This window comes from Chitinophaga japonensis, from assembly GCF_007830125.1.
Classification (GTDB): Bacteria; Bacteroidota; Bacteroidia; order Chitinophagales; family Chitinophagaceae; genus Chitinophaga; species Chitinophaga japonensis.
In genome coordinates this window covers 140,553-166,915 of sequence record NZ_VLLG01000007.1, presented here as the reverse complement: position 1 = coordinate 166,915, position 26,363 = coordinate 140,553, and the positions used below count along the sequence as shown (strand labels likewise).

Annotated in this window: 24 protein-coding genes; 14 read left to right on the top strand and 10 right to left on the bottom strand. The window is 51.7% G+C overall.

The features are described from left to right. Position 1 precedes the first annotated feature (1 nt). Complete coding sequence (locus LX66_RS26625) at positions 2 to 382, bottom strand: BlaI/MecI/CopY family transcriptional regulator (RefSeq protein WP_145719195.1); 381 nt, start codon at positions 380 to 382, stop codon at positions 2 to 4. A gap of 143 nt (positions 383 to 525) precedes the next feature. Here LX66_RS26625 and LX66_RS26620 point away from each other — a divergent pair, with 143 nt between their 5' ends. The 7 genes from LX66_RS26620 to LX66_RS26590 all read left to right on the top strand — a co-directional run bounded on the left by LX66_RS26620 (position 526) and on the right by LX66_RS26590 (position 7,761). After that, a complete protein-coding gene (locus tag LX66_RS26620; protein ID WP_145719193.1) occupies positions 526 to 1,227 on the top strand; it encodes a cell division ATP-binding protein FtsE in 702 nt (233 codons plus the stop codon). 186 nt (positions 1,228 to 1,413) lie between these two features. Then, positions 1,414 to 1,686 carry a 30S ribosomal protein S15 gene (gene rpsO / locus LX66_RS26615; RefSeq protein WP_145719191.1) on the top strand — a complete coding sequence of 91 codons (273 nt, stop codon included), beginning with the start codon at positions 1,414 to 1,416 and terminating at the stop codon, positions 1,684 to 1,686. An 86-nt stretch (positions 1,687 to 1,772) separates the two neighbouring features. Then, complete coding sequence (locus tag LX66_RS26610) at positions 1,773 to 4,055, top strand: polyribonucleotide nucleotidyltransferase (RefSeq protein WP_145719190.1); 2,283 nt, start codon at positions 1,773 to 1,775, stop codon at positions 4,053 to 4,055. A gap of 176 nt (positions 4,056 to 4,231) precedes the next feature. After that, positions 4,232 to 5,035 (top strand): NIPSNAP family protein, encoded by an 804-nt coding sequence (locus LX66_RS26605; RefSeq protein ID WP_244620524.1) that lies wholly within the window; start codon positions 4,232 to 4,234, stop codon positions 5,033 to 5,035. A 92-nt stretch (positions 5,036 to 5,127) separates the two neighbouring features. Then, positions 5,128 to 5,946, top strand: a complete 819-nt coding sequence (prmA, locus tag LX66_RS26600) for a 50S ribosomal protein L11 methyltransferase (RefSeq protein ID WP_145719189.1) — start codon at positions 5,128 to 5,130, stop codon at positions 5,944 to 5,946. Between the two features lie 123 nt (positions 5,947 to 6,069). Continuing rightward, positions 6,070 to 6,711, top strand: coding sequence for a glycerol-3-phosphate 1-O-acyltransferase PlsY (plsY, locus tag LX66_RS26595; RefSeq protein WP_211366586.1), 642 nt, complete (start codon positions 6,070 to 6,072; stop codon positions 6,709 to 6,711). Between the two features lie 249 nt (positions 6,712 to 6,960). Further along, the gene (locus tag LX66_RS26590; RefSeq protein WP_145719188.1) at positions 6,961 to 7,761 is read left to right on the top strand and encodes a M48 family metallopeptidase; all 801 of its coding nucleotides are present in this window, start codon (positions 6,961 to 6,963) and stop codon (positions 7,759 to 7,761) included. Positions 7,762 to 7,883: 122 nt separating this feature from the next. On the opposite strand, the gene LX66_RS26585 is transcribed toward LX66_RS26590, so the two are convergent. Together LX66_RS26585 and LX66_RS26580 are read right to left on the bottom strand one after the other, a co-directional pair. Then, positions 7,884 to 8,834, bottom strand: coding sequence for a hydrogen peroxide-inducible genes activator (locus LX66_RS26585; protein ID WP_145719187.1), 951 nt, complete (start codon positions 8,832 to 8,834; stop codon positions 7,884 to 7,886). A gap of 47 nt (positions 8,835 to 8,881) precedes the next feature. After that, positions 8,882 to 10,168: a hypothetical protein gene (locus tag LX66_RS26580; RefSeq protein WP_158642774.1), complete on the bottom strand. Its 1,287-nt coding sequence runs from the start codon at positions 10,166 to 10,168 to the stop codon at positions 8,882 to 8,884. 141 nt (positions 10,169 to 10,309) lie between these two features. On the opposite strand from LX66_RS26580, the gene LX66_RS26575 reads away from it, so the two are divergent. The 4 genes from LX66_RS26575 (at position 10,310) to LX66_RS26560 (ending at position 13,287) form a co-directional block, all read left to right on the top strand. Beyond that, positions 10,310 to 11,047: a glycosyltransferase family 2 protein gene (locus tag LX66_RS26575; protein WP_145719183.1), complete on the top strand. Its 738-nt coding sequence runs from the start codon at positions 10,310 to 10,312 to the stop codon at positions 11,045 to 11,047. Next, complete coding sequence (locus tag LX66_RS26570; RefSeq protein WP_145719181.1) at positions 11,048 to 11,845, top strand: O-methyltransferase; 798 nt, start codon at positions 11,048 to 11,050, stop codon at positions 11,843 to 11,845. Between the two features lie 46 nt (positions 11,846 to 11,891). Further along, positions 11,892 to 12,677 carry a carboxylesterase family protein gene (locus LX66_RS26565; protein WP_211366584.1) on the top strand — a complete coding sequence of 262 codons (786 nt, stop codon included), beginning with the start codon at positions 11,892 to 11,894 and terminating at the stop codon, positions 12,675 to 12,677. Positions 12,678 to 12,738: 61 nt separating this feature from the next. Beyond that, entirely contained in the window at positions 12,739 to 13,287 is a 549-nt protein-coding gene (locus LX66_RS26560) for a FecR family protein (RefSeq protein WP_145719179.1), read from the top strand. Positions 13,288 to 13,359: 72 nt separating this feature from the next. On the opposite strand, the gene hemL is transcribed toward LX66_RS26560, so the two are convergent. The 7 genes from hemL to hemA all read right to left on the bottom strand — a co-directional run bounded on the left by hemL (position 13,360) and on the right by hemA (position 20,725). After that, positions 13,360 to 14,652, bottom strand: coding sequence for a glutamate-1-semialdehyde 2,1-aminomutase (hemL, locus tag LX66_RS26555; RefSeq protein WP_145719178.1), 1,293 nt, complete (start codon positions 14,650 to 14,652; stop codon positions 13,360 to 13,362). A 15-nt stretch (positions 14,653 to 14,667) separates the two neighbouring features. Then, positions 14,668 to 15,636, bottom strand: coding sequence for a porphobilinogen synthase (hemB, locus tag LX66_RS26550; RefSeq protein ID WP_145719175.1), 969 nt, complete (start codon positions 15,634 to 15,636; stop codon positions 14,668 to 14,670). 128 nt (positions 15,637 to 15,764) lie between these two features. Then, positions 15,765 to 16,673, bottom strand: a complete 909-nt coding sequence (hemF, locus tag LX66_RS26545) for an oxygen-dependent coproporphyrinogen oxidase (protein ID WP_145719173.1) — start codon at positions 16,671 to 16,673, stop codon at positions 15,765 to 15,767. Between the two features lie 89 nt (positions 16,674 to 16,762). Continuing rightward, the gene (hemE, locus tag LX66_RS26540; protein WP_145719172.1) at positions 16,763 to 17,788 is read right to left on the bottom strand and encodes a uroporphyrinogen decarboxylase; all 1,026 of its coding nucleotides are present in this window, start codon (positions 17,786 to 17,788) and stop codon (positions 16,763 to 16,765) included. Beyond that, positions 17,785 to 18,519: a uroporphyrinogen-III synthase gene (locus LX66_RS26535; RefSeq protein WP_145719170.1), complete on the bottom strand. Its 735-nt coding sequence runs from the start codon at positions 18,517 to 18,519 to the stop codon at positions 17,785 to 17,787. Before LX66_RS26535 ends, hemE begins: the two co-directional genes overlap by 4 nt. Then, positions 18,509 to 19,429 (bottom strand): hydroxymethylbilane synthase, encoded by a 921-nt coding sequence (gene hemC / locus LX66_RS26530; RefSeq protein WP_145719168.1) that lies wholly within the window; start codon positions 19,427 to 19,429, stop codon positions 18,509 to 18,511. The genes LX66_RS26535 and hemC overlap by 11 nt, the downstream gene beginning before the upstream one ends. Positions 19,430 to 19,432: 3 nt before the next feature. Further along, entirely contained in the window at positions 19,433 to 20,725 is a 1,293-nt protein-coding gene (gene hemA, locus LX66_RS26525) for a glutamyl-tRNA reductase (RefSeq protein WP_244620523.1), read from the bottom strand. Between the two features lie 210 nt (positions 20,726 to 20,935). Here hemA and hemH point away from each other — a divergent pair, with 210 nt between their 5' ends. From hemH to LX66_RS26510, 3 genes are all read left to right on the top strand, one after another. After that, the gene (gene hemH, locus LX66_RS26520) at positions 20,936 to 21,973 is read left to right on the top strand and encodes a ferrochelatase (protein WP_145719164.1); all 1,038 of its coding nucleotides are present in this window, start codon (positions 20,936 to 20,938) and stop codon (positions 21,971 to 21,973) included. Beyond that, positions 21,970 to 23,325 carry a protoporphyrinogen oxidase gene (gene hemG, locus LX66_RS26515; RefSeq protein ID WP_145719162.1) on the top strand — a complete coding sequence of 452 codons (1,356 nt, stop codon included), beginning with the start codon at positions 21,970 to 21,972 and terminating at the stop codon, positions 23,323 to 23,325. The genes hemH and hemG overlap by 4 nt, the downstream gene beginning before the upstream one ends. Positions 23,326 to 23,617: 292 nt before the next feature. Then, positions 23,618 to 26,302, top strand: a complete 2,685-nt coding sequence (locus LX66_RS26510) for an alpha/beta hydrolase family protein (RefSeq protein ID WP_145719160.1) — start codon at positions 23,618 to 23,620, stop codon at positions 26,300 to 26,302. Positions 26,303 to 26,363: the final 61 nt, after the last annotated feature.

Sequence of the window (26,363 nt, the reverse complement as noted above, 5' to 3'; positions counted from 1 at the left end):
CTTACTTGTTTTGAGCGTCCTTGATTTGTTTGAGCAGCTTTTCCAGGTCGTTTACGCTGAGGTCTTTTTCCTTGACAAAAAAGGAGATCATGTTGCTGTAGGAGCCTTCAAAATATCCTTTTACCAGTTGCTTTACCGTTTTACGGCTGTATTCCTCCTTGCTCACCAGCGGGTAGTACTGGTGCGATTTGCCATAGGCCTTGAAGTCCACGAAACCTTTTTCCACCAGTATCTTTACCAGGGTGGAAATGGTGTTGTAATGCGGTTTGGGGCCGGGCAGCTCGTCAATTACTTCTTTTACAAAGCAGGGCCCTTTCTGCCAGAGCACCTGCATGATCTGTTCTTCCGCCTTGGTCAGTGTTTTTAATGGAGATGCAGACATATACCGGTTGTTTTACTTGATCCAAATGTATAACTAATTAATTAGTTTGACAACTATTTGATTAGTTTTTATATAAAATGGTTCGTTAACCCCATTATTCATTTATTTTTGTTGGCATTACAGAAAAAACACAGGACTTTACAATGGAGGAGCAACCGATCTTACAACTATCCAACGCCAGTATATACCAGGGAAATTCATTGATCTTATCGGATGTAAATGTTGCGGTGAACCGGGGGGAATTTGTTTACCTGATCGGGAAAACCGGCACAGGCAAGTCCAGCCTGTTGAAAACCCTGTATGGCGACCTGCCCCTGCGCGAGGGAGCCGGCCAGGTAGTGGGATTTGACCTGAAGAAAATGGACTGGAAGAAAGTGCCGTACCTGCGCCGTAACCTGGGCGTAGTGTTCCAGGATTTCCAGTTGCTCACGGACCGGAATGTGCATAATAACCTGAAATTCGTGCTAAGGGCCACCGGCTGGCAGGATAACAAGCGTATGGAGGACAAGATTGCCGATGTGCTGGAAAAGGTAGGACTGGGCACCAAGGGCTTTAAAATGCCTTATGAGCTCAGCGGCGGGGAGCAGCAGCGTGTGGACATTGCCCGGGCCCTGCTGAATTCGCCCAAGCTGATCCTGGCGGATGAGCCCACCGGTAACCTGGACCCGGAAACCTCCGACGGCATCATGCAGTTGCTATTCCGCATCAGCCGGGAAGACGGGGCTGCCATCGTGATGGCCACCCATGACTATATCGTGCTGCAGAAATTCCCCTCCCGGGTGCTGCGTACGGAGAACGGGCAGGTAATAGATAATGCCGCCGTTAACTTTGCCGGCAATAATTAATGAACCCAACAATTAATAATTAAGAATTAATAATTATAGAAACTTGTCTTTCAGTCAATTATTAACTATTAATTATTCATTATTAATTGTTAAGGAGGGAAATTGTTAAATCCAAATATTCAATTTACCTTTGCACCGGAAAAATAGCGACGAAAAAAACTTTATCATTTTATTATTTTATTTAAGATGTCTTACTTAACTGTTGAAAAGAAAGCCAATATTTTCAAGGAATTTGGCGGAAGTGAGAAGAACACAGGCTCCATAGAAGCGCAGATCGCTTTGCTGACCTTGCGTATCACCAGCATTTCCGATCATATGAAGCAAAATAAAAAGGACTTTTCTTCCAATCGTGGTTTAATGAAAATGGTAGGCCAAAGAAAGCGCCTGCTTTCCTACCTCGCCAAAACTGATCTCTCTGGTTACAGGGCCCTGCTCGAGAAGTTAGGTCTCAGAAAGTAACGATGTTTATGTTATAGCGCTATTCCCAACTTCGAAAGGTTGGGAATAGTTTTTTTTAGGTATTACCTTTTAATCCTCTCTTTTTTATGAATCTAACGCCTATCTCAGTTAATTTCGATATAGGAAACGGCCGCACCGTCACCATTGAAACGGGCAAACTGGCCCGCCAGGCCGATGGCGCCGTTACCGTACGTCTGGGCGATTGTATTTTACTGGCTACCGTAGTAGCGAACAAAGAACCGAAACCGGGACAAAGCTTTTTCCCGCTTACTGTTGACTACCAGGAAAAATTTGCTTCCGCCGGCCGTATTCCCGGCTCTTTCTTCAAGCGCGAAGGCAAACTGTCTGACTACGAAGTGCTGATCTCCCGCCTGATCGACCGCGCGCTGCGCCCCCTGTTCCCCGATGATTACCTCTGCGAGGTACAGGTGCTGGTAACCCTGATCTCTTCCGACATGGAAGTGATGCCGGACGCCCTGGCCTGCCTGGCCGCCTCCGCTGCCCTGGCCGTGTCTGACGTGCCCATCCAGGAGATCATCTCCGAAGTAAGGGTGGCCCGTGTAGATGGCGAGATGGTGATCAACCCCAGCCGCTCCCAGTTGGAGAAGGCCGATATGGACTTCATCGTGGGCGCTACTGAAAAGAACATTATGATGGTGGAAGGCGAAAGCAAGGAATGCAGCGAAGAAGACCTGATCAAGGCCATTGAAGCTGCCCACGAAGCCATCAAGATACAGGTGAAGGCGCAGGAAGAACTGCGCCAGTTGGCAGGTGTAGCCGGCAAGCGCGAGTATACCAGGCCGCACACCAACGAAGAGCTGAAGGCCAAGGTGATCGCGTTCGCCAAAGACCGCATTTACCAGGTGGCCAAATCCGCTTCCAGCAAGCATGACCGCAGCGAAGCTTTCCACAAGATCGAGGATGAGCTGACGGAATCCCTGGGCGAGCTGCCCGAAGAGGACCAGCCGCTGGTAGGTAAATATTTCCATGACCTGGAAAAAGAAGTGGTGCGCAATATGATCCTGGACGAGTCTGTACGCCTGGATGGCCGCAGCCTGGACCAGGTGCGCCCCCTGAACATGGAAGTAGACCTGCTGCCCTCCCCGCACGGTTGCGCCCTGTTTACCCGCGGAGAGACCCAGTCCCTCACCACCGTGACCCTGGGTACCCCGGACGACGAGCTGCTGATCGAAAATGCAGCTACCTCCAAGTATTCAAAATTCATTCTGCACTATAACTTCCCGCCCTTCTCTACCGGCGAGGTAAAGATGATGCGCGGCCCCGGCCGCCGGGAAGTAGGGCACGGTAACCTGGCCCTGCGCTCCCTGAAGCAAATGATGCCGGGCAGCGATTACGCCTATACGGTAAGGGTGGTGTCCGATATCCTGGAATCCAACGGTTCCTCCTCTATGGCTACCGTATGCGCCGGTTCCCTGGCGCTGATGGATGCCGGCGTACCTATGCCCAAGCACGTATCCGGTGTGGCTATGGGGCTTATTTCCCGCGCATCAGACGGTAAATGGGCCGTGCTTACGGACATCCTGGGCGATGAGGACCACCTGGGCGATATGGACTTTAAAGTAACCGGTACCCGTGAAGGTATCTGCGGTATACAGATGGACATCAAGGTAGACGGCCTGAGCATGGACGTGATGCGCCAGGCGCTGGCGCAGGCCCTGCGCGGACGCCTGCACATACTGGAGGCCATGTATGCCTGCCTGCCTGCTGCCCGTCCGGAACCCAAGCCGCATGCACCGCGTATGGAGAAAATGATCATCGACCGCGAATTCATCGGCGCTGTGATAGGCCCCGGCGGGAAGGTGATACAGGAGATCCAGCGTGAAACCGGCACTACCATCAACATCGAGGAAGTAGGCGAAACCGGGGAAGTAAGCATCTTCTCCGCCCAGAGAGAAGGCCTGGAAAAAGCACTGACCTGGATCAAGGGTATTGTGGCCGTTCCCGAAGTGGGCGAGGTATACGAGTCTACCGTAAAATCAGTAATGCCTTACGGTGCATTCGTAGAGTTCCTGCCCGGCAAGCAGGGATTGCTGCACATCTCCGAAATTTCCTGGAAGCGCCTGGAAACCATGGAAGGCGTACTGTCCGAAGGCGAAAAGGTGAAAGTAAAGCTCACCGGCACCGATCCCAAGACCGGCAAGTTCAAGCTGAGCCGCAGGGTGCTGATGCCCAAACCGGAAGGATATGTGGAAAGACCGGAAAGGCCTGAAAGGCCCGACCGTGGCGACAGGTCCGGCCGTCCGCCCCGTGGCGACAGGGACCGCGACCGTGGTGACCGTGGCGAGAACAGGGACCGTGGTCCCAGGCCTCCCCGCCCGGATGCGCCTTTTGCCGCAGACGAAGAATAAGTAAAAAATTAAAAGTAAAAAAGAAAAATAGTAAGGCAGCCTTTCATAACGAAGGGCTGCCTTCCCTTTTTCAGGCCGGGCGCCTTTTATCATTTTTATTTTTAATTTTTGCTTTTTACTTTTATCTTGATTGCCCGTTTGCCACGGTTTAATTTATAAATTTCATGTTATACTGTATGCGAAAAACATCGCGAAACGGAAGCCGTGCTTTATGTTTGATGATGGCGGCAGGAATGTTGCTGCTATCGCTGGTTGCTGCCAGCAAACCGCCGCAGCGGGAGTATTATGAGATCAGGATCTACCATGTAAAAGACGCCAGCCAGGAAGAAATGGTGGACCGTTACCTGCAACAGGCCTTCATTCCCGGCCTGCACAGGTCAGGTATTGCCAAAGTAGGCGTTTTTAAACCCGTGGGCAATGATACGGCGGCAGACCGGCGCATCTATGTGCTGGTGCCTTACCGCAGCCTGGAAAAGTTCCTGCGCCTGCCCGGCCAGTTGGATGCAGACCGGCAGTACGCCGCTGCGGGCAGGGAATACATAGAGGCCCCTTATAACGCGCCCGCTTATACGAGAATGGAAACCATCCTGCTGCAGGCGTTTACCGGTCAGCCGCAGCTACAGCTACCCGCATTGACCGGTCCCAAAAATGAACGCATATACGAATTACGCAGCTACGAAAGTTCCTCCGAGGCATTGTACCGCAACAAGGTGCAGATGTTCAACCAGGGCGATGAGGTAGGTCTTTTCAAGCGGCTGGGCTTTAACGCCGTGTTTTACGGGGAAGTGCTGAGCGGCAGCCATATGCCCAACCTGATGTACATGACTACCTTTGAGAATAAGACCGCCCGCGACGAGCACTGGAAGGCTTTTGGCGCCGATCCTGCCTGGAAGCGGCTGGTAGCCATGCCGGAGTACCAGCACAACGTATCCCACTCCGATATCCTGTTCCTGCGCCCAACGGAGTATTCAGATATATAGTTACGCGTAATGCTTAACGCATAACGCTTAAGGCAGGTAGCGTTCAGCGTTACGCATTCAGCGTTCAGCGTTATTAAGTCTATCTTTGCAGCATGTCACATATTGCAGTTACGATTACCTGTGCGCCCGGGCTGACCGATGTGCTGATTGCGCAGTTGAGCGATGCCGGCTATGAAGGCTTTGAAGAAAAGACCGGCCAGTTGATCGCCTACATACCTGCCGGGCAGTTTGATGAAGCGGCCCTGGTCGCCCTGCTGCCGCCTTCTGGCACCACCTTTACAAAGGAAGAGATCCGGCCGGTAAACTGGAACGCCTTGTGGGAAAGCAATTTTGAGCCGGTGCTGGTAGGTAGCTTTTGCGGGATACGGGCGGGCTTCCATCCCCCGTTTGCACCGGCGCCGGAGCATGAGATCGTCATCACCCCCAAAATGTCCTTTGGCACCGGCCACCACGCCACTACCTTTTCCATGATACAGTTGATGCAGCAACAGGACCTCGCGGGCAGGAAAGTATTTGATTTTGGTACGGGCACCGGCATCCTGGCCATACTGGCCGCCAGGATGGGTGCCGCACAGGTAGATGCCATTGATATTGACGACTGGGCGGTGGAGAACAGCCGGGAGAACATAGCCGGGAATAACGTGCCGCAGGTGTGCATCTGGCAGGCAGACAGCCTGCAGGACATTACCGGGCTTTATGATGTGGTGCTGGCCAATATTAACCGGAATGTGCTCCTGCAATCCATGCCGGATATGCGCCGGTTGCTGGCGCCGGGCGGACAATTGCTGCTGAGCGGCATCCTGGTAGCGGATGAGCCCGAAATACTGGACAGCGCGGCAGCGCAGGGCCTGCTGAAACAGCGCCGCGTGGAGAAGGACAACTGGCTGGCCCTAAGCCTGCTTACACGATAAAAATAAAAGTTATCTTATACATGTAAGCAGCAATAATTTTTTCTCTTTCGTGTTATAGAAAAAATTAATGTTTTATTAATTTTGGCGCAGATTTTTGTTATCTTAGCAGTCCAACTTATTGTGATGATAGAATTGTTATTTCTTATATGTGCCTATTTAATAGGTTCAGTACCTACCGCCGTATGGGTGAGCAAAGGAGTTTTCGGCATGGATATCCGGGAGTATGGCAGCGGCAATGCCGGCGCCACCAATACTTTCCGTGTGCTGGGTCCTAAGGCTGGCACCTTTGTGATGGTGGTGGATATGCTGAAAGGAGTGATCGCAGTAAGGCTTTCTTATTTATTACCGTACTACCAGTCCACTGAGCATCTTACACAACTGGTCAATTTCCAGATCGGCCTGGGGCTGGCGGCCGTAGTAGGGCATATCTTCCCGATATGGGCCGGTTTCCGTGGCGGTAAGGGCATTGCCACCCTGTTTGGGCTGGTGCTGGCCATACAGCCTATCGTAGCCATTTGCTGCGTAGGCGTGTTTTTAATGATCCTGTTCCTCACCCGGTATGTGTCGCTGAGCTCTATTATCGCCAGCATCGCATTTCCTATCCTGATCCTTTACATCTTCAATGAGCCGGAGGTGTTTTACCGCATCTTTGCTATAGCGGTAGCGCTGATGGTGGTGCTGACCCACCAGAAAAATATTGCGCGGCTCCTGACCGGCAATGAGAACAAAGTGCCCCTGTTCAAGAACAAACGGCAGAAAGATTAAAATACCAAATACCAAATACCAAACGGGTAACAGTCACTAAATTGCCGGTACACATTTAGTAGTACTGGTGGCCTGCCGCTATTTTGGAATTTGGTATTTGGAATTTATATTTAGGTTTGGCATATGGATTGCGCTAAGTATTTTTGCTGCTGAACCAACTTAAATCAACAAGCGGTTGTTATATTGTTATATTACGGAGCGTACGGATTTGATAGCTGTTGGTACAATGAAAAACAAATGATTTTACCCATGAAGAAGACTGTTTTATTGATTGCCGCCGGCCTGGGCCTGATGGCTGCCTGTACACGGGTGCCTATTACGGGCCGTAGCCAGTTAAATCTCATTCCTGAAAGCCAGATGCAATCCATGGCCCTGCAGGAGTATCAATCCTTCCTGTCAGAGAACAAAGCTGTTTCGCCCAGTGTAAGCAAGGATGCTGAAATGGTGAAAAGGGTAGGTTCGCGCATTGCCAATGCCGTAACCCGCTACATGACCCAGCATAAAATGGGGGACCAGGTAGCCAACTATAAATGGGAATTTAACCTGGTGAATAGCAAGGAAATAAACGCCTGGTGCATGCCCGGCGGCAAGGTAGTGGTATATACGGGTCTTTTGCCGGTAACGCAGAATGAGACCGCGCTGGCCTGCGTAATGGGACATGAAATAGCGCACGCTATTGCCCGTCATGGTAACGAGCGTATGAGCCAGGGGCTGGTAGCCCAGGGCATACAGGTGGCCGGCGCCGTAGCCCTGAACCGTAACCCGCAGGCGCAAAACCTGTTCCTGCAGGCGTTTGGCGTAGGGGGCAACCTGGGCATGATGGCCTACTCCCGCCAGAATGAGCTGGAGGCAGACCACCTGGGCGTTATCTTCATGGCCATGGCCGGCTATAACCCGCAGGAGTCCATTCCCTTCTGGCAGCGCATGGCCAATATGGGTGGCCAGAAACCGCCGGAACTGCTCAGCACCCACCCCAGCGATGCCCGCCGCGTAGCGCAACTGCAGCAACTGATGCCGGAGGCTATGAAGTACTATACTCCGATTAAGTAAAATTCCAAATACCAAATCCCAAATTCCAAAACGTAGGCAGGCCCCTGAAGCACAGAGTTGTTACCGATAGTTAGGGGATGGCCTCTATTTTGGAATTTGGGATTTGGAATTTGGGATTTCTTCTATTTCGTCTCCGGCACAATATCCACCACGCGCTTCTGCTTCTGCACTTTCATTTTTTCCGGCACGTGCGCCAGTATCTCCTTCTTGAAAGCCCCGATCAGCGCCTGTTTGATGAAGAAGCGGTGTGTCACCAGGCTGATCTCCCGCACCGGTTCCGGTGTTTTGAAATAGCGTACCATATTCATTTGCCGTGTGCTGAGGTCCTGCAGCGAGAGCTCCGGCAGGATGGTGTAGCCGTCGTTCAGGTCTACCATTCTTTTCAGGGTTTCCACGCTGCCGGTGTTATACTCCAGGTTCTTGTACTCCCCCATGGTGAATTTATCCTTGCAGATGTTCAGCACCTGGTTGCGCATACAGTGCCCTTCGTTCAGCAGCCATACTTCCCGCACGTCCAGGTCTTCCGGCCTGATGAACTTTTTTGCGAACAGCTCATTGCTCTTCGCGGTATACACTACAAATGATTCATAAAAGAGGGGATGTTCTTCCAGGCTGGCATTATGCAGGGGAGTGGCCAGCAGCCCGCAATCCAGCAGCTCCTGCTTCAGTTGCTGGACGATCTGTTCCGTAGGGTATTCCCAGATCTCCAGCTTTACCTTGGGGTATTTTTTCATGAAGCCCGTCAGTATGCGGGGCAGTAGGTAGGGCGCCAGCGTGGGTATAATACCTACTTTCAGGCTGCCCTGTATCTCCTTTTTGTGGCCGGCAATGATCTCCCGGATGCGGGAGCTTTCTTTCAGTATCACGCGCGACTGTGCGATTACAGAAATGCCTATTTCCGTAGGCACTACCGGCAGCTTGCTCCGGTCAAATATCTTGATGCCCAGCTCATCCTCCAGCTTCTGTATCTGCATGCTGAGCGTGGGTTGCGTCACAAAGCACTTTTCCGCAGCTACCACAAAGCTCCTGTAAGTATCTACCGCTACAATGTATTCCAGTTGTACCGTGGTCATAGCCCAAATATTTACAGGCTAAGTTATCGATAAAATCTATATCTGCGCTAGAAAATCCGGTAGCGGTATTTGATCTTGTCCGTATTGTTATACAGCTCTTTAATATTGATGGAAGCCTGGATGTCGGTTACCGCCTCATTTTTCAGGTTGCGGAATTCCGTCTGCTTGTTCTCGATCAGGTTCTTGTCTGCCAGGCCATTGTCCTGGGCTATCTTCAGGGAGTTATTCACCTTGGTATAGTAGGAGTCCAGCAGGGAGAAGTATTCGTTATACAGGTTCTCGAAACGCTTGGTTTGCAGGATCAGGTCTTCCAACTGGTTGTTCACCTCCTTCAGGTTGGGATTTTCGCGCAGCAGCAGCTCATAGTCTATGCGTTTGCCTTTGGTATATTTAACTTCCAGCTTGTCGAAGAAATCCACCACTTTTTCCTTTTTAAATTCATCCAGGAAGAAAGTGTTCATGGTTTCCGCGATCGGCTTGTTGCCCCGCTGCGGCAACTGGAACTTAAGCGCGCTGGCGGTAAACATCAGGTGGTCATACAGGTTGTCCTGCAACAGGTTCAGTTGATCCTTGTTAAAGTTCAGCCCGAATTCAAACTTCTGGTTCGCATCGTTGAGCGCCGTGTAGTACACTACATATTTGTTCAGCTCTTTTTCAAATTCCTGCAGCGTTTTCTGGCTGATCTGCTTATTGTTCACGCTCACGCTGTGCAGGAAGTTCATCACGGAGTTGGCAATAGCCAGCGGCGGCGTCAGCGAGGTAAAGCTCTGGAAAATGGGGCTGTTGATAATGGACTTGGTAGATTCCACTATTTTACCGTTACGCTCCCCCTTGTCCGCTTTGCCTTTCAGCACTACTTTTTCAACCAGTTCCACGATGCGGTCACTGAAAGAAAATCCCAGTTCCTTGCTTTCCGGGTTGTTCAGCGAGGTGATGAACACGTCCAGGTTGTTGGTGGTAGTACGGGATTTCAGGTCAATGATCTTCTTGTTCAGCAAATAATAAGTTTCGCTGGCATTGATAAGGTTATTCCTTACCAGCTCATATTTCGTAAGATTGTCAATTTCTTTACCCTGTAACAGTCCCTGTATGGCGTTAGAGTTCTGTTTGTCACTGTCCGTTACTTTCTGCAGCTCCTCCAGTATATGTTTAATGGTGGTATCCCGGGTCTGTATGGCCGGCGCGCCCCGCATTTCCATATTATTCACTATGGTGTCAGCAGGTACGGTATCGGTCCTGGGCACCTGTGCCCAGGCAGTAAAAAAGCAGTGCAGCATCAAGAAAAGAAGGATGGTGAAACATCTTCCATAATTTTTCATATAAAGTATGTTCATGCTGTATTTGCGTTTTATTAACAAAGTATTAAGAAAATATAATGCCAAAAATTTTCAAGGGACAAAGATAGTGTGATTTTATTTGATAAGTAGGAATGCCACGATTCCTGTTATCTTTGCTGCCAAATTTAACCACTTTTCATGCTCAATAATAAGAAGATCATAGTGGTACTGCCGGCCTACAACGCAGCGTTAACACTGGAAAAGACCTACCGGGAGATCCCTTTTGACATAGTGGACGAGGTGGTGCTGGTAGACGATGCCAGCCGTGACGACACTGTAAAGGTAGGGGAGCAACTGGGCATCCGGCATATTATCCGTCATGACCGGAACAAGGGCTACGGCGGCAACCAGAAAAGCTGTTATGACAAGGCCCTGGAGCTGGGAGCCGACATTGTGATCATGGTACACCCTGATTATCAATACACTCCCCAACTAATACCGGCCATGTGCAGCATTATTGCCAACGGAGTGTACCCGGTGGTGTTAGGCTCGCGCATCCTCGGCAGGGGCGCGCTCAAAGGAGGGATGCCCCTGTATAAATACATATTTAACCGTTTTTTAACCCTGGCGCAGAACCTGCTGATCCGCGAAAAGCTGAGCGAGTACCATACCGGCTACCGGGCTTTTTCCCGGGAGGTGCTGGAAAGCATCTACTACAGGCGCAACAGCGACGATTTTATTTTCGATAACGAGATGCTGTCGCAGATATTCATGAAAGGGTTTGAAATAGGGGAGGTGACCTGCCCTACCAAGTATTTCGAGGAGGCGTCCAGCATCAATTTCAGGCGGAGCGCTATTTACGGGCTGGGTGTGCTGCGGGTGTCGCTGCAGCACCGCCTGCATAAATGGGGCATTATTAAAGGGAAGATATATTAAATGGGATTCCAACACCAGATACAATTCGCAAAAAAATACCTGCATTACTATTTTACGGCCGGCAACCGGCATGATGTGCACTCTCCTTTTGTATACGCACTGGTAGAGGAAGTGCTGCGGGATAAAAGGCAGCCGGCCGCATTCCGGGAAGTGGAGGCATTACGGAAGGAGCTGCTGGAAAGCAGGGAAACCCTGCAGGTGACAGACCTGGGAGCCGGCTCGCTGACCGGCGCGGGGCCGGTACGCCGGGTGGCGGATATTGCCCGGCATGCCGCCAAACCGCCCAAGTTCGGGCAGTTGTTCTATCGCCTGGCGCAATACCTGCAGCCGCAATACCTGCTGGAGCTGGGCACTTCCCTGGGCCTGTCCACCGCCTATATGGCGCTGGCCCGGCCGGAGGCGCAGGTCATTACCATTGAAGGCTGTCCCAATATTGCCGCCCGCGCCCGCCGCAATTTCGAGGCGCTGGATATACCCGGCATCCGGCAGGAGACCGGTAATTTCGATCACGTGTTGCCCGCCCTGCTGCCGGAGCTGCCCCGCCTGGACTGGGTGTATATTGACGGCAACCATCGCAAAGACCCCACCCTGGATTACTTTGAGCAATGCCTTACCAAAGCGCATGACCAGTCCATGTTCATTTTTGACGACATTCACTGGACGCCCGGCATGGAAGCAGCCTGGCGCACCATCCAGCAGCATCCCCGCGTAACCCTTACTATTGATCTCTTTTTTATAGGGCTGGTGTTTTTCAGGCCGGAGGTGAAAGTGCCGCAGCACTTTGTGCTGAAGTACTGACAGGAGGTAGCACATTATTGCGTATTTTCATTAAAACATTTCCACGATGCGCTACCTTTTACTCTTTGCTTTTACGCTAATGAACATATACAGTATGCAGGCCCAGGACATGAGCGCCTACAGCCATGAAATATTCTATCACGGGGGCGATACCCTGCGTTACCGCCTGCTGGCCCCCGCCGGCGCCGATATGCATAAAGCCTACCCGCTGATCATTTTCCTGCACGGCTCCGGGGAGCGGGGACGCGATAATGCCGCGCAGTTGCTGCATGGCGGCGCGCTGTTCCTGAAGGATTCCATCCGCCGGGAGTTCCCCGCATACGTACTGTTCCCCCAGTGCCCGGACAATGAAGCCTGGGCGCCTTTCCGCCTGAAGCGGGATACCAGCGGTAAAGTGACCGGGGCCGATTTCCCTGTAGATGTACCGCCCACCAAACCGGGCGCGCTGGTAAAGGCATTGCTGGACAGCCTGCTCACCACCGGCAAGATAGACAGCAAGCGGGTGTACCTGGGCGGTCTCTCACTGGGCGGTATCGGCACCTTTAACATGCTGGCCCGCTACCCGGATATGTTTGCCGCCGCTTTCCCGATCTGCGGGGCCGGCAATCCGGAGACTGCAGCCAATTATGCGGGCAAGGTGCCGGTATGGATCTTCCACGGGGGAGACGATAAGGTGGTACCGGTCAGCTTTTCCCGGGATTTCTATGCAGAGTTGAAAAAACTGGATGCGGAAGTGAAGTATACGGAGTATCCCGGCGTGGGGCATAACAGTTGGGACAATGCCTTTGCGGAGCCCGACCTGGTGCCCTGGCTATTCCGACATCATAAATAAGCCATTATACTTTGCGGTTTTATGTATATTTACCTTTGTAAAAGGGTAACGGACCACCTTTATGGACTATCATCATACACTGGAAGCTCCTTCCGGTATTTTCTCCGCCAGCATGCGCCGCAAATTCCTGCATCGCCGGTGGATGTGGCTGGCAGCGGTGCTGCTGTTCCTGCTCTCGTTTGCGCTATGGCAATGGTTTGGCACCAACATGACGGAGATACGCACCAACGCTGAGAAACGTACCCAGGTCACTTTGCCGGACCATACCGAAGTGCTGCTCAATACCGGCACTACCTTCCGGTACCGCAAATTGTTCAACGACTACGCCCGCCGCGAAGTATGGCTCAACGGGGATGCGGTTTTCCAGGTGCCGGAGCAGGAAGTGAATACCGGCCACCAGGCCCGGCCTTTTATTGTGCATACCGCCGGGATGGACATTACGGGGGCGGGCAGCAGTTTCAGGGTAACCGCGCATCGCCGCACCACCCGGGTATCCCTGGAGGCGGGCAGCCTGCATATTCATTTTAAGGATAAAAAACTGGCGGATCGCCGCCTGGAGCCGGGGCAGACCCTGATCTACAACGGGAAGGACCAGCCGCAGGTCCAATAAAAAAATCCCGATACCCTGTCCCGGTAAAACCAGGACCGTACCGGGACTCCCACTCAGCACAGGATTGAATTGTTAACTATTTTTAACCGCCTTGATGGCTGCCTTGGCGGCTGCAATGGTAAAGTCAAGATCTCCGCGGGTCAAAGCATGGCTGATGAACCAGCTTTCAAAGGTAGAGGGCGGCAGGTACACGCCGCGTTCCAGCATGGCATGGAAGAAGCGTTTGAACAGCTCGTTGTTGGCGCCCGATGCCGCGGTGAAATCAATGATGGGGTATTCTGTAAAATGCACGCTCAGCATAGAGCCCAGGTGATTGATCTGGTGGATGATCCCGGCGGCGCCCAGCGCCTCGCGCAGCCCGTTCACGAGATAGTCTTTTTTCTCCTCCAACTGCTGGTAGATCACCGGGTTTTCCTGCAGGGTCTTCAGCAGGGTATAGCCTGCTATCATGGCAATGGGATTGCCGCTCAGGGTACCGGCCTGGTATATTTTACCCGCCGGGGCTATATGCTCCATGATCTCTTTAGGTCCGGCAAATGCCCCTACCGGCATACCGCCGCCGATGATCTTGCCAAAGGTGACCAGGTCCGCCCGGATACCGAACAGCTCCTGTGCGCCGCCCCGCGCCAGGCGGAAGCCGGTCATCACCTCGTCAAATACCAGGAGGATGCCGTTGGCGTCGCAGAGCTGGCGCAGGCCTTCCAGGAAGCCCGGCTGGGGTGGAATGCAGCCCATGTTGCCTGCTACCGGTTCTACAATGATGGCGGCTATCTGCTCCGGGTGCGCAGCTATCAACTGTTCCACGGCGGGCAGGTTATTATAGGGCGCTGTCAGCGTATCTTCCGCTACGGTTTGCGTAACGCCGGGCACGGACTGTATCTCCAGGGTGGCTACGCCGCTGCCTGCGCTTACCAGGAACGCGTCTGCGTGGCCGTGATAATTCCCTTCGAACTTGATGAACTTGTTGCGCCCGGTATAGCCGCGGGCCAGCCGCAGGGCAGACATGCAGGCTTCCGTACCGGAGTTCACCATGCGCACCATGTCTATATTGGGCACCATGCTCACGATCAGCTCCGCTATCTTTATTTCTAGCTCCGTAGGTGCGCCGAATGAAGTAGAGTAGGTGGCATACTCCTGTATGGCCTTTACTACCGGCTCATAGGCATGTCCCAGTATCATGGGCCCCCAGGAATTGATATAGTCTATATAGCGGTTCCCGTCTACGTCAAACAGGTGGGCGCCCTGGGCGCTCCGCATGAACACAGGCGTACCGCCTACGCTTTTGAACGCGCGCACCGGGGAGTTGACCCCGCCGGGAATGAGCTGCTGCGCCCGCTCGAATAGAACATTGCTTCGTGAATACATGGCACAAAAATATTTTTATCCTAACAACTTTACGGCATCTTTTGCAAAATAAGTAGCGATCAGGTCGGCGCCTGCGCGTTTGATGCTGGTTAGTATTTCCAGGATGGCTTTTTCTTCGTTCAGCCATCCCATGCGGGCGGCCGCTTTTACCATGGCGTACTCGCCGCTTACGTGGTAGGCGCTTACGGGAACGGTTACACGGTCCTTTATCTGGCGCATAATATCCAGGTAAGCCAGGGCGGGTTTTACCATTACAATGTCCGCGCCTTCTTCCACATCCATCAGGGTTTCCTTAATGGCCTCCCGCGCGTTGGCGTAATCCATCTGGTAAGTTTTCTTGTCCCCGAAGCCGGGCGCGGAGTCCAGCGCATCGCGGAAGGGGCCGTAAAAACAGGAGGCGTATTTGGCGCTGTAGGCCATGATGCCCACCTTATCAAAGTTATGGGCTTCCAGCAGGTTGCGGATGGCCAGTATGCGGCCGTCCATCATATCGCTGGGCGCTACAAAGTCCGCCCCGGCCTTTGCATGGTTCAGGCTCATGCGGGCCAGCACTTCCACGGTAGCGTCGTTCACGATCTCCTGGCCTTTTACAATGCCGTCATGCCCGTAGGAAGAGTAGGGGTCCAGCGCTACATCGGTCATTACTACCATTTCCGGAACGGCATCCTTAATGGCTTTAATGGCGCGCTGCATCAGCCCGTCAGGGTTAACGGCCTCGGTGCCTTCGTTATCTTTCAGCTCATCCGCACATTTTATGAACAGCAATACGCTGCGGATGCCCATGCTCCACAGTTCCCTGGCCTCCTGCACGGTATTGTCCAGCGAGTAGCGGTAGTAGCCGGGCATGGAGGCAATCTCTTCCTTCACATGCGCTCCCTCCGTAATGAACAGCGGTGCAATAAAGTCTGCAGGCGTCAGTATGGTTTCTGCCACCATCGCGCGGATGGCGGGGGAGGTTCTCAATATCCTGTTACGTCGTATCATAATCTAATATTTGAGCATGTAAAATCATAAATGTAAAATTTCAAATGTAAAAGTAGTCGTTAAGTGTTTTAATGAAACATCGCCATTTTACTTTTACATTTGAAATTTTGCATCTAATATTCTTTTTTCTATTCTGTCCAATCCCTCGGCTGCAAATACTCTAGCAGCTTCGCTTCCGGGCTGCCCGGCGCGGGATGGTAATCGTATTCCCAGCGCGCGCGGGGCGGAAGGCTCATCAGGATGGACTCTATGCGGCCGTTGGTTTTCAGCCCGAACAGGGTGCCCCGGTCGTGGATCAGGTTGAACTCCACGTAACGGCCACGCCTGTACTCCTGCCAGTCCTTGTGAGCCGTGGTAAAGGGCGTGTCTTTCCTTTTCCTTACAATGGGAAGGTAGGCTTCCGCCAGGGCCTTCCCGTTGGCCTGGGAAAAGCGGAACAGTTGTTCCGCGTCCCGGTTCGCATCGGGGCGCAGGTAATCGTAGAAGATACCGCCAATGCCCCTGGCTTCATTATTCCGGTGCTTATTTACAAAATATTCGTCGCAGTGTTTTTTATACAACGGGTACAGCTCTTTGCCAAAAGGATCGCAGGCCTGTTTGAAGGCCTGGTGAAAATGCCGTCCGTCCTCTTCAAAGATATAGTAGGGCGTAAGGTCCGCGCCACCGCCAAACCAACTGTCCTTCAGTTGGCCCTGCTGGTCGTACAGCTCAAAATAGCGGAAATTGGCGTGCACGGTGGGCACAAAGGGGTTCAGCGGGTGTATGACCAGTGAAATGCCGCAGGCCATAAACCGGCTGTCCGTTACCTTGAACTGTTGCGCCATGGCTTCCGGCAGGGCGCCATGCACCACGGAGGTGTTCACGCCGCCCTTTTCAAATACGGCCCCGCCGGCGATCACGCGCGTTTTGCCACCGCCGCCGCCGGGCCGCTCCCAGCGGTCTTCCCGGAAGGTGGCTTTCCCGTCAATGGCTTCCAGGGCGGCGCAAAGCTCGTCCTGCAGGCCGTGTATGAATGATATGAAGGAGTCTTTTATCATAAATTAATAATGAATAATTAATAATTAATAATCGTAAGGCCGGCATAACATGAAACACCGCTGTTGCGAATATTATTAATTATTAATTCTTAATTATTCTTCACCGTTTCTACGAACGCCCGGGCATGGTCCACCGGTATATTGGGCAGGATGCCGTGGCCCAGGTTGGCGATGTACCGCTGTTGGCCAAAGCCCTGCATCATGGCTTTCACCGCTTTTTCAATTTCCGGGATGGGCAGCAGCAGCCTGGCGGGATCAAAATTGCCCTGCAGCGTTACGTTGCTGCCGGCAAAGGCCCGGGCCTGCTGTGGTTGTATGCACCAGTCTATTCCCAGCCCGTGCGCGCCGGTAGCGGCCATGGCTTCCAGGGCGTACCAGGCGCCTTTGGCGAATACGATCACCGGGCAAATGTCTTTCATGGCCGCTACGATCTGCCGGATATATTGCAGGGAGAAAGTTTCAAAATCTTCCGGGCTTAGCAGGCCGCCCCAGGAGTCGAATAGCTGCACGCAGTCGGCGCCGGCGGCTGCCTGCTCTTTCAGGTAGGCGATGGTGGTATCGGTGAGCATCTGCAGCAGTTGGTGCGCTACCTGCGGCTGCTGGAAGCAGAAGCCTTTAGCCTCGTCAAAAGTTTTGGAGCCTTTGCCCTGCACCATGTAGCAGAGCAGGGTCCAGGGCGCGCCGGCAAAGCCTATCAGGGGCACGCGGCCGGCCAGGGTTTGTTTGGTAAGGCGCAGCGCATCAAACACATAATGCAGGGTATCCTTTACATCGGGTACGTGCACGCGCTGCAGGTCCGCAGCGCTTTTTACCGGCGCCGGCAGCACAGGGCCTACTTTTTCTATAAGCTGCACCTCCAGTCCCATGGCCTGGGCTACCACCAGTATGTCGGAAAATATAATGGCGGCGTCCACGCCCACCTGGTCTACCGGCATGACAGTGATCTCGGTGGCCAGTTCGGGGTTCTGACAGCGTTCAAAAAAAGAATATTTGTCCCGCAGCTTGATATAGTCCGGCAGGTAGCGCCCGGCCTGGCGCATCATCCATACAGGGGTACGTGCTGTTGTTTCTCCGCGTAAAGCTCTCAGCAAAAGGTCATTCTTCAATGCGCTCATTCGTAGCAGTTAATGTTGTTAAAATAAAATATAGCTGTTTGCACCATGCTTTCCGCACTGGGCGCGGTGCTGATAATGATCCGGTTATCGGTAAAGTCCTCCAGCGCCGCTGCAGTGGTTTGGCCAATAGCAAAACATACCGTGTGCCTGGGCAGCCGGTTCACGCTGAAAAAGCTGGTTACCGCGCTGGGACTGAAAAAGAACATCCCGTCATAATCCGATGTAGTGACAACAGGCGTGGGCACATTTTCATACAACACTATTTCATGCACCCGGATGCCATGTGCGGAAAGGATGGCCGGCAGCTCATCCCGGCGTTGCCGGCTGCAGAAGAAATATACTTCCTGTACATCGCCCAACTGCACAATGGCATAGGCCAGCGCTGTGGCATTGGCGGCCGTGGCCCTGAAATTACATTCACGTAACGCTTCCTGCACCGCCTGCAGGGTAGCGCCTTCCAGGCAGCAGATGTCCCAGGTACTGACTACGTAAAACGTATCGCCCTGGTGCAGGTAGCGGTCCATGATATTACCTGCATGAGCGCTGGTAAATACCGCGGTAATATGCTGCGGCAGCAGTTGTTCAATAACGCCCCACAGCTCCTCCGTTATAACAGGCTGTATATCTGTAAACGCCTGCACGCTGATGTCCAGTCCCTGGCCGGCCGCTTTTTCCAGCAGGTGGCCGGAGAGGGGCCTGGTGCATAATATGCGTGGGCGTTCATTTTGCATGTTTGATCTCCGCTACTATTTTATCGCCGCCCCGGAACAGGATGTCCTGTGCCATGGTTTTGCCCAGGTCAGCCGCTGCCTCCACCGGCACCTGTTTCGCCGCTTCCAGGAAGGTTTGCCCATCCAGGCTGCTCAGCTCCCCGGTAAAATGGAGCCGGTTGTCGCGAATATAGGCATATGCGCTGATCGGGGTGGTGCAGCCGCCCAGCAAGGTGCGCAGGAAATCCCTTTCCACCTGGGTGCACAGGGCGGTTTCCGCGTGATGCAGGGGCGCGCAGGCTTCCCGGCAAAAAGTATCGTCCTCCCGGCATACGGCCGTTACCGCGCCCTGTGCAGGAGCGGGCAGCATCCAGTCCAGCTCCACGGACCTTTCGGGCCGCAGGTGTATCCTTTCCAGCCCGGCGGCGGCAAAAATAGCGGCATCCCAGGGCTCGGCAGCCAGCTTTTGCAGGCGGGTGTTCACGTTGCCCCGCAGGTTATGTATCTGGTGCTGCGGGAAGCGGCGCAGCCACTGGGCCTTGCGCCGCAGGCTGCTGGTGGCGATATGGGCGGTATGGTCCTTTTGCTCCAGGAAGGCCATGTCCTGCTTGTATACCAGCAGGTCGCGCACCGGGCCTCTTTCCAGCACGGCCGCCTGCACAATATTTTTCGGTAACTGGGTAGGAACGTCTTTCAGGGAGTGTACCGCAATATCGATGCGGTTGTTCAGCAGGGCGGCATCCAGCGCTTTGGTGAAAATGCCCTGTACGCCTATTTCGTACAAAGGAGTGACCAGGTCTATGTCTCCTTCGCTTTTGATCAGCACCAGTTTGGCGGTATAGCCTTGTGCGGTCAGCAGGTCCTTTACCAGGTTAGCCTGCCAGAGGGCTAGCTGGCTTTCCCGGGTGCCTATCCGTATTTCTTTTTGCATGAATTAATCCTGGTTAATGCCGGTCTCAAAAATGTCGTTAATCATGGCGATGTACTGATCGCTTTTGCCGGTTTCCTTTCGCACTTTGCCAGCCATCAGGTTGATCATTTTCTGTATGATGCGGGAAGAAACTTCTTCCATGTCCTCCAGGTCGTAGCTGGCGCCGTTCTTCTGCTGCTGTATTTCCCGGGTGTGGATCTCCTGCAGCTTGTCCTTTACGGCTTTCAGCACCACGGCATGTTTGCGCATTTTGTACCAGTAGAGGAATTCCGCCATGTGCTCGTCTATCATGGCCAGCGCTTTGGGCACTTCCTGCATGCGCATCTGCAGGGTCTCGTCCTGTACTTTGGACAATTCGTCCACGTTCACCAGGGTGATATGCGGCAGCTCGCCTACGGCCGGCTCCACGTTGAAAGGAATTGAGAGGTCGATGACCAGCTTGGGCGTGGCGGCCTGCAGGTGCGAAGCCAGTACGGTGGGCTGCGGCGCATTGGAGGCTACCAGTATCACATCGGCCTGCTGCAGGGCGGGCACCAGGGCCTGCCAGGGGGCGGACTGCAACCCGTGTAGTCCTGCAAATTCCGCAGCCACGGCTTCCGTGCGGTTGATGAGCGTAATATCCTTTACGCCCAGGTACTCCATCATATTCTTGCAGGTGTTGCGGCCTATCTTGCCTACGCCCAGCAACACCACTTTTTTATGCTGTATGTCCGGCACCTTTTTTTCCAGCAGGCGCACGGCGGCAAAAGCTACGGAAACGGTGCCCGCGCTCAGCCCTGTTTCATTCTTGATCAGCTTTGAAACCTGCAGCACGCTGTTTACCAGCCTTTCCAGGAAGCCGCCCAGGCAGCCGTTTGCCTTGGCAAAGCGGGAGGCGGTGCGCAACTGCCCGATGATCTCGTAATCGCCCAGTATCTGTGAATCCAGCCCCGTGCCCACCTGGTACAGGTGTTTCACCGCATCTTCGCCGGAACGGATGTAGGCTAACTGCGCAAACAGGTTGCAATCGCCGTTGGTGGCCTTGCAGATCAGCTCCATGAGCTGCTGTGCACTGGGTGCAAAACCGTAAATTTCCGTTCTGTTACAGGTAGAAAGTACGAAAAGATCATCCAGTTGTAGTGCCTTTGCTTGCTCCAGCAGGTGCCCGTATTGTGCCTGGTTGATGGCAAAGCGTCCTCTGATAGCAGCATCCGTTTTTTTGTAGTTGATACCAATACTGTGAAAATTGGTAATATCTTTTGAATAGCTGACCTGCATTATTTCCATATAAGCTTCCGGCTGCAAAAATACTGGCATACGCAGCAAACACGGGCTTCTTGCTGTCATTAGTGTGTCATTTGTGCTGTTTATGACAATCATAAGACATTGGCCGCAGATGCTGCTGTTACGTAGATAAAAAACAATGATTTTCGTCAGCTTTGCAACTGACGCTAATCTAACAATTGCATGACATTTTTCACAACATCAACCTGAAAGAACCGTTACTTTTGCAACAATTTCTGAATAATGGAAGCGAAAACTGATACAGGGATCGTACTGATGAATCTGGGCTCTCCTGATTCCACAGCCGTTCCCGATGTGCAACGGTACCTGAATGAGTTCCTGATGGACAAAAGGGTGATCGATTACCCTTATTTATTACGGTGGCTGCTGGTAACCCGCATCATTGTGCCCCGGCGCGCGCCCAATTCTGCGGCGGCTTACCGCTCCATCTGGTGGGAAGAAGGCTCCCCGCTGATGGTGCTTACACAGCAGTTGCAAAAAGCAGTGCAGCATGACCTGCAACTGCCCGTGGAAATTGCCATGCGCTACGGCAATCCTTCCCCGGCCGTAGCATATGATAAGCTGCTGCAGCAAAACCCGCAACTGAAGGAAGTGATCCTGCTGCCCCTGTACCCGCATTACGCCATGTCGTCTTACGAAACGGCTGTGGAGTACGCAAAGGAGCTCCATAAAAAGAAACGCTATCCCTTTAAGCTCACCATTATTCCCCCTTACTATAACGAGCCGGATTATATCAATGCCGTAGCGGAAAGCATGCGGCCCTACCTGCAGCAGGACTACGACCATGTGCTGTTCAGCTACCACGGTGTACCGGTAAGGCATATACGAAAAGGAGACATTACCGGCGGGCATTGCCTGCAGGTGGAGGACTGCTGCCATGTGCCGTCAAAAGCGCACGGGTTTTGCTACCGCCACCAGGTATACAATACATCGGAGCTGGTGGCGGCCCGGCTGGGACTGCCCGCGGAGAAGTGGAGCGTTTCCTTCCAGTCCAGGCTGGGGCGGGAGGAATGGCTGCAACCCTATACGGCGGAGCGGCTGGAACAGTTGCCTAAAGAAGGGAAGAAAAAGCTGCTGGTGGTATGCCCGGCCTTTGTGTCCGACTGCCTGGAAACGCTGGAGGAGATTGCCGTGGAAGGAAAGCACTCCTTCATCAGCAACGGCGGCGACAGCTTTACCATGATCCCCTGCCTCAATGTGCACCCGCTCTGGGTGCAGGCAGTGGTGAAGTGGTGCGAACAATCAGTTACTACATCATGACCAACACGACCATCATCGCCGGCGCCGGTATTGCCGGGCTCACCGTCGCTTATGAGCTGCAGAAACGGAACATGCCCTACCTGTTGCTGGAAGCGGGACCGGAGGTAGGCGGCGTGGTACGCTCCCTGCACAAAAATGGTTTTGAGCTGGATGCCGGGCCTAATTCCATAGGCGCCACATCCGCCACCCTGGCGTTTTTCCGGGAGATAGGGCTGGAGCAGGAACTGCTGGAAGCTACGGCAGCAGGCAAAAACCGATTCCTGGTGCGTCATGGTCGTTTACACCCCGTGTCTCCCAATCCCGTCAAAATACTTTCTTCCCCCTATTTAAGCGGCGCCGCCAAATGGCGCCTGTTCACCGAGCGTTTCCGGGCCCCGCAGCCGCCGGCTGCAGAGGAATCTGTAACGGCTTTTGTGAGCCGCCGTTTTAACCGGGAGATCTGCGATTACCTGTTCGATCCCATCCTGTCCGGCATTTATGCCGGCGACCCCGCCCGGCTTTCCGTGAATGAAGTATTGCCTTTCCTGCCCAAATGGGAGCAGGATTATGGCAGCGTTACCAAGGGGCTGTTCCGGAACAAGGGCCTGATGGCCGGCCGTAAGATCGTGGCCTTCAAGGGCGGCAACCAGGTGCTGGTGCAGCGCCTGCAGGCGTTGCTGCGGGAGCCGCCGCGTTACAATTGCCGCATTACCGGCGTGGAACGGGCGGCAGCAGGATATGCGGTGAAATATGACGCCGGCGGGCAAACGGAAACCCTGTCCGCAGCCCGCGTGCTGTTCACCACCCCGGCCTATGCCACGGCAGCGGCATTGCAGGGCCTGGACCCTGCACTGGCGCAGCTCCTGCACGCTATTCACTACCCGCGCATGGGCGTGCTGCACCTGGGGTTTGACAGGGAAGCGGTGCGGCGCATGCCGCAGGGCTTCGGCTTCCTGGTGCCTGCCGCCGCGCAACTGCATTTCCTGGGCGCGATCTGTAATTCCGAGATATTCCCATCCCGGGCGCCGGCCGGCCAGGTATTATTCACCGTATTTACCGGCGGCGTACAGCAGGAACATTTCTTTGATGAAATGAACGATGATGCCCTGCAGCAAAAGATACTGGAGGAGCTTACTATTTTACTGCAGTTGCAGCGCCCGCCCGTGATGCAGCATTTCAGCCGCTGGGAAAAAGCCATTCCCCAGTTGAACACCGGGCACCGGCTGGTGCGTGCCGCCGTGCAGGATTTTGAGCAGCGGTTCCCCGGTATGTATATCAGCGGCAATTACCTGAGCGGTGTGGCCATACCAGCCATTATACAACATGCTGCCGCGCTGGCGGAAAAATTGTGGGCTTGGAATTCTAACGGTTAATGGAAGTGAGCTTGATTACGAAAATTCTATTGCACAAATAACCTCTTTAAACTGATAAGTAAGCGTATAATTATGCTCAAGTAATCTCCTATTGTCAAAAAAAGTTTTAATTTACCTTACGCTGATTGATTCATAAAAGAGGATATTAATATCTGCAATATTAAAGGGACATCCAAAACAAGCTGTTGGAATAAGAAAATTCAGGGCAAATAAATTTAACATATATTTCTCATTACCGAAGTATTGTGAGAGATATACTTATGTATTATACTCTATATATTGGCACTGCCTTATGAAACAATCTTTCCTGTTTTTTTTCTTCATTACTTGCTGTATTCCAAAGCTTTTGGCCCAAAAGATAGTAATTGATATCAATACTTTTGATAAATGGGCTTCTATTTCCAAAGACCTGAAAATAAGTAATAATGGGAAGTATGTATGGTATACCATAGCAAATAGTAGTTATACATATTTCCAGCGGAAATTGGTGATTCAATCGGTAGCTACTAATTGGAAATTGGAATTAAATGGAGCACGCAATGCGTCATTTACAGATGATAGCCGCAAAGTGTTATTTATTCAAGAAAAAGATAGTTTATGCTTGCTCGACTTGGATAGCAAATATGCTAAATATATTCCTAGTGTCGTTGATTTTCAGCTTTTTAAGCATGAGGGTGATGAATGGCTGGCTTACCGAAAGAAAATTCCGGAAACTCAACTTGTTCTACGAAACATGAAGAATAATGAAGAGCAGGCATTCACAAATGCTACAGAATACCTGCTAAGTAAAAACGGAACATCTCTGGTTTTTAAGCAGGAGAAACTAATAGGGAATGATACTTTACAGACTTTAAGCTGGGTTAATATTTCTAAAGGGCATTTAGGTGTGCCGAAAGTTATTGACGAATGTAAGGAAATATTGAATTTTCGTTTTGATGTTTCAGGAACACAACTGGCTTTTCTTAAGAGAGAGAAACGAAACGGACTGGAGGACAGATCAATTTGGTATTATAAAATTGGTATGGATCAGGCTGTTCCGCTAATAAATGGCAGTTCTCAGGAGATAGATGGCAACCTGCAGGTGGAAGGCTTATCCAACTTTAGTATTGATGGAGAACGGATGTTTTTTACTTTAAAGAAAAAAGATGTTCTCCGGGCAGCGCCCAAAGGGGAGCAGGTAGATGTATGGAATTACCTGGATGTGAAGCTTCAATCTCAGCAGCTAATAGAAGTTGCTCCCAGTCCAGGGAGCTATGCAGCAGTAATAGACGTAAGAAATGGTCGTATTATTCGATTGCAGAATGAGGACGAGGAATTCCGAATGATTAGTAATGACCGGAATGATGACTGGGCATTAATTACATATAAAAAGGGACATGAAGTAGAGGCCTATTGGAATAGATTATCGGCCCCACAATATTACCTGGAAAGTGTGAAAACGGGCAAGCGGAAGCAAATAGGAGTTCCTTTTTACAATATATCTCCAGGTGGTAAATATCTAGTAGGAGACGATGGACAAGGTAACATATTCACATATGAACCAGCTACTGGAGTGATACATGATGTTACAAAGTCAATTCCGGTACCAAGGGGTGATGCAGATGAAGATGTTGCTGGCAAATTATTTGACAGGGGTTTGATTTTTGGAAATTATTGGCAAATTGATGATGAAGGTATGGTGGTGTATGACAAGTATGACGTTTGGCAGGTAGATCCCAATGGAGTAAATGTTCCCATTAATCTGACCCACGGTTATGGACGAAAGCACAGTATCACTTTCAGATTTATAGAAGATGAAGACAAGATATATAGTAAGAATGAAATATTCACACTGAGTGCCTTTGATAATGACAGCAAAGATAATGGCTTTTATACGATAACATTGGGGAAAATGCAGGCCCCTAAATATTTGACCATGGGGCCTTATGTGTTTTATGTTCCATCCAAGCCGTTTATTATAGATGGAATAAAACCATTTAAGGCACGTGATGCAGAAAGTTATGTTGTATATAGATGTAGTGTTAAAGAATCTCCGAACTATTTCTGGACAAAGGATTTTAAAAAGTTTTATCCCTTAAGTCACGTTTACCCGGAGCGGAATTATGCCTGGTTACAATCAGAACTGGTGACCTTTACCACTATGGATGGGCGTAAGGAACAAGGAGTGTTGTATAAACCTGAAAACTTTGACCCTCATAAAAAGTATCCGGTTATTATTCACTATTATGAAACAAAGTCAGACCGGTTAAATCAATATGTTGCTCCGGGATTTTCAAACGGGGACATTAATATTCCTTATTTTGTGAGCCTGGGCTACCTCGTGTTTACACCTGATATCCATTATACCATAGGCGAGGTAGGACAGAGTGCTTACAATGCGATAGTGGGTGCGGGGGAGTATCTAGTCAGGCAGTTTTGGGTAGATGGCAAAAAGATAGGTCTGTCAGGTCATAGTTTTGGCGGATATCAAACCAATTATGTGATCGCTCATTCCAATTTATTTGCAGCGGCTTGTTCTGATGTTGGTGTGATAGATTTAATCAGTCTGTACGGGCACTTGCGTATGGGAACGACTTGTCAGGAATTTTGCGAAATGGCGCAGCTTAGAATAGGTGCAAGTTTGTGGGAAAAGAACGATTTGTATATAAAAAACTCTCCTATTTTTCAAGCGGGTAAGGTTACAACGCCAGTTTTGTTAGTGAGCAATAAACAGGATAAGAACGTACCTTTTACCCAGGGAGTGAAGTTTTTTACAGCCTTGCGTCGTTTAGGTAAAAGAGCCTGGATGCTGCAATATGACAATGAGGGTCATAATATTTTTCAAAGGAAAAATCAAAAAGATATTAGTATGCGCATAATGCAGTTTTTTGATTACTATCTGAAAGGAGCACCCATTCCTGAATGGATGGCAGCCGGTGTCCCAGCAAGAAAAAAAGGTACTAACCCCGGATTGGAATATGGTATAAGCGCCCCGTAAACAAGAATGTTAAAGTATAAGGAACGTAGTTTATACATTGCTATAAAGTGTTCGGCCAGTT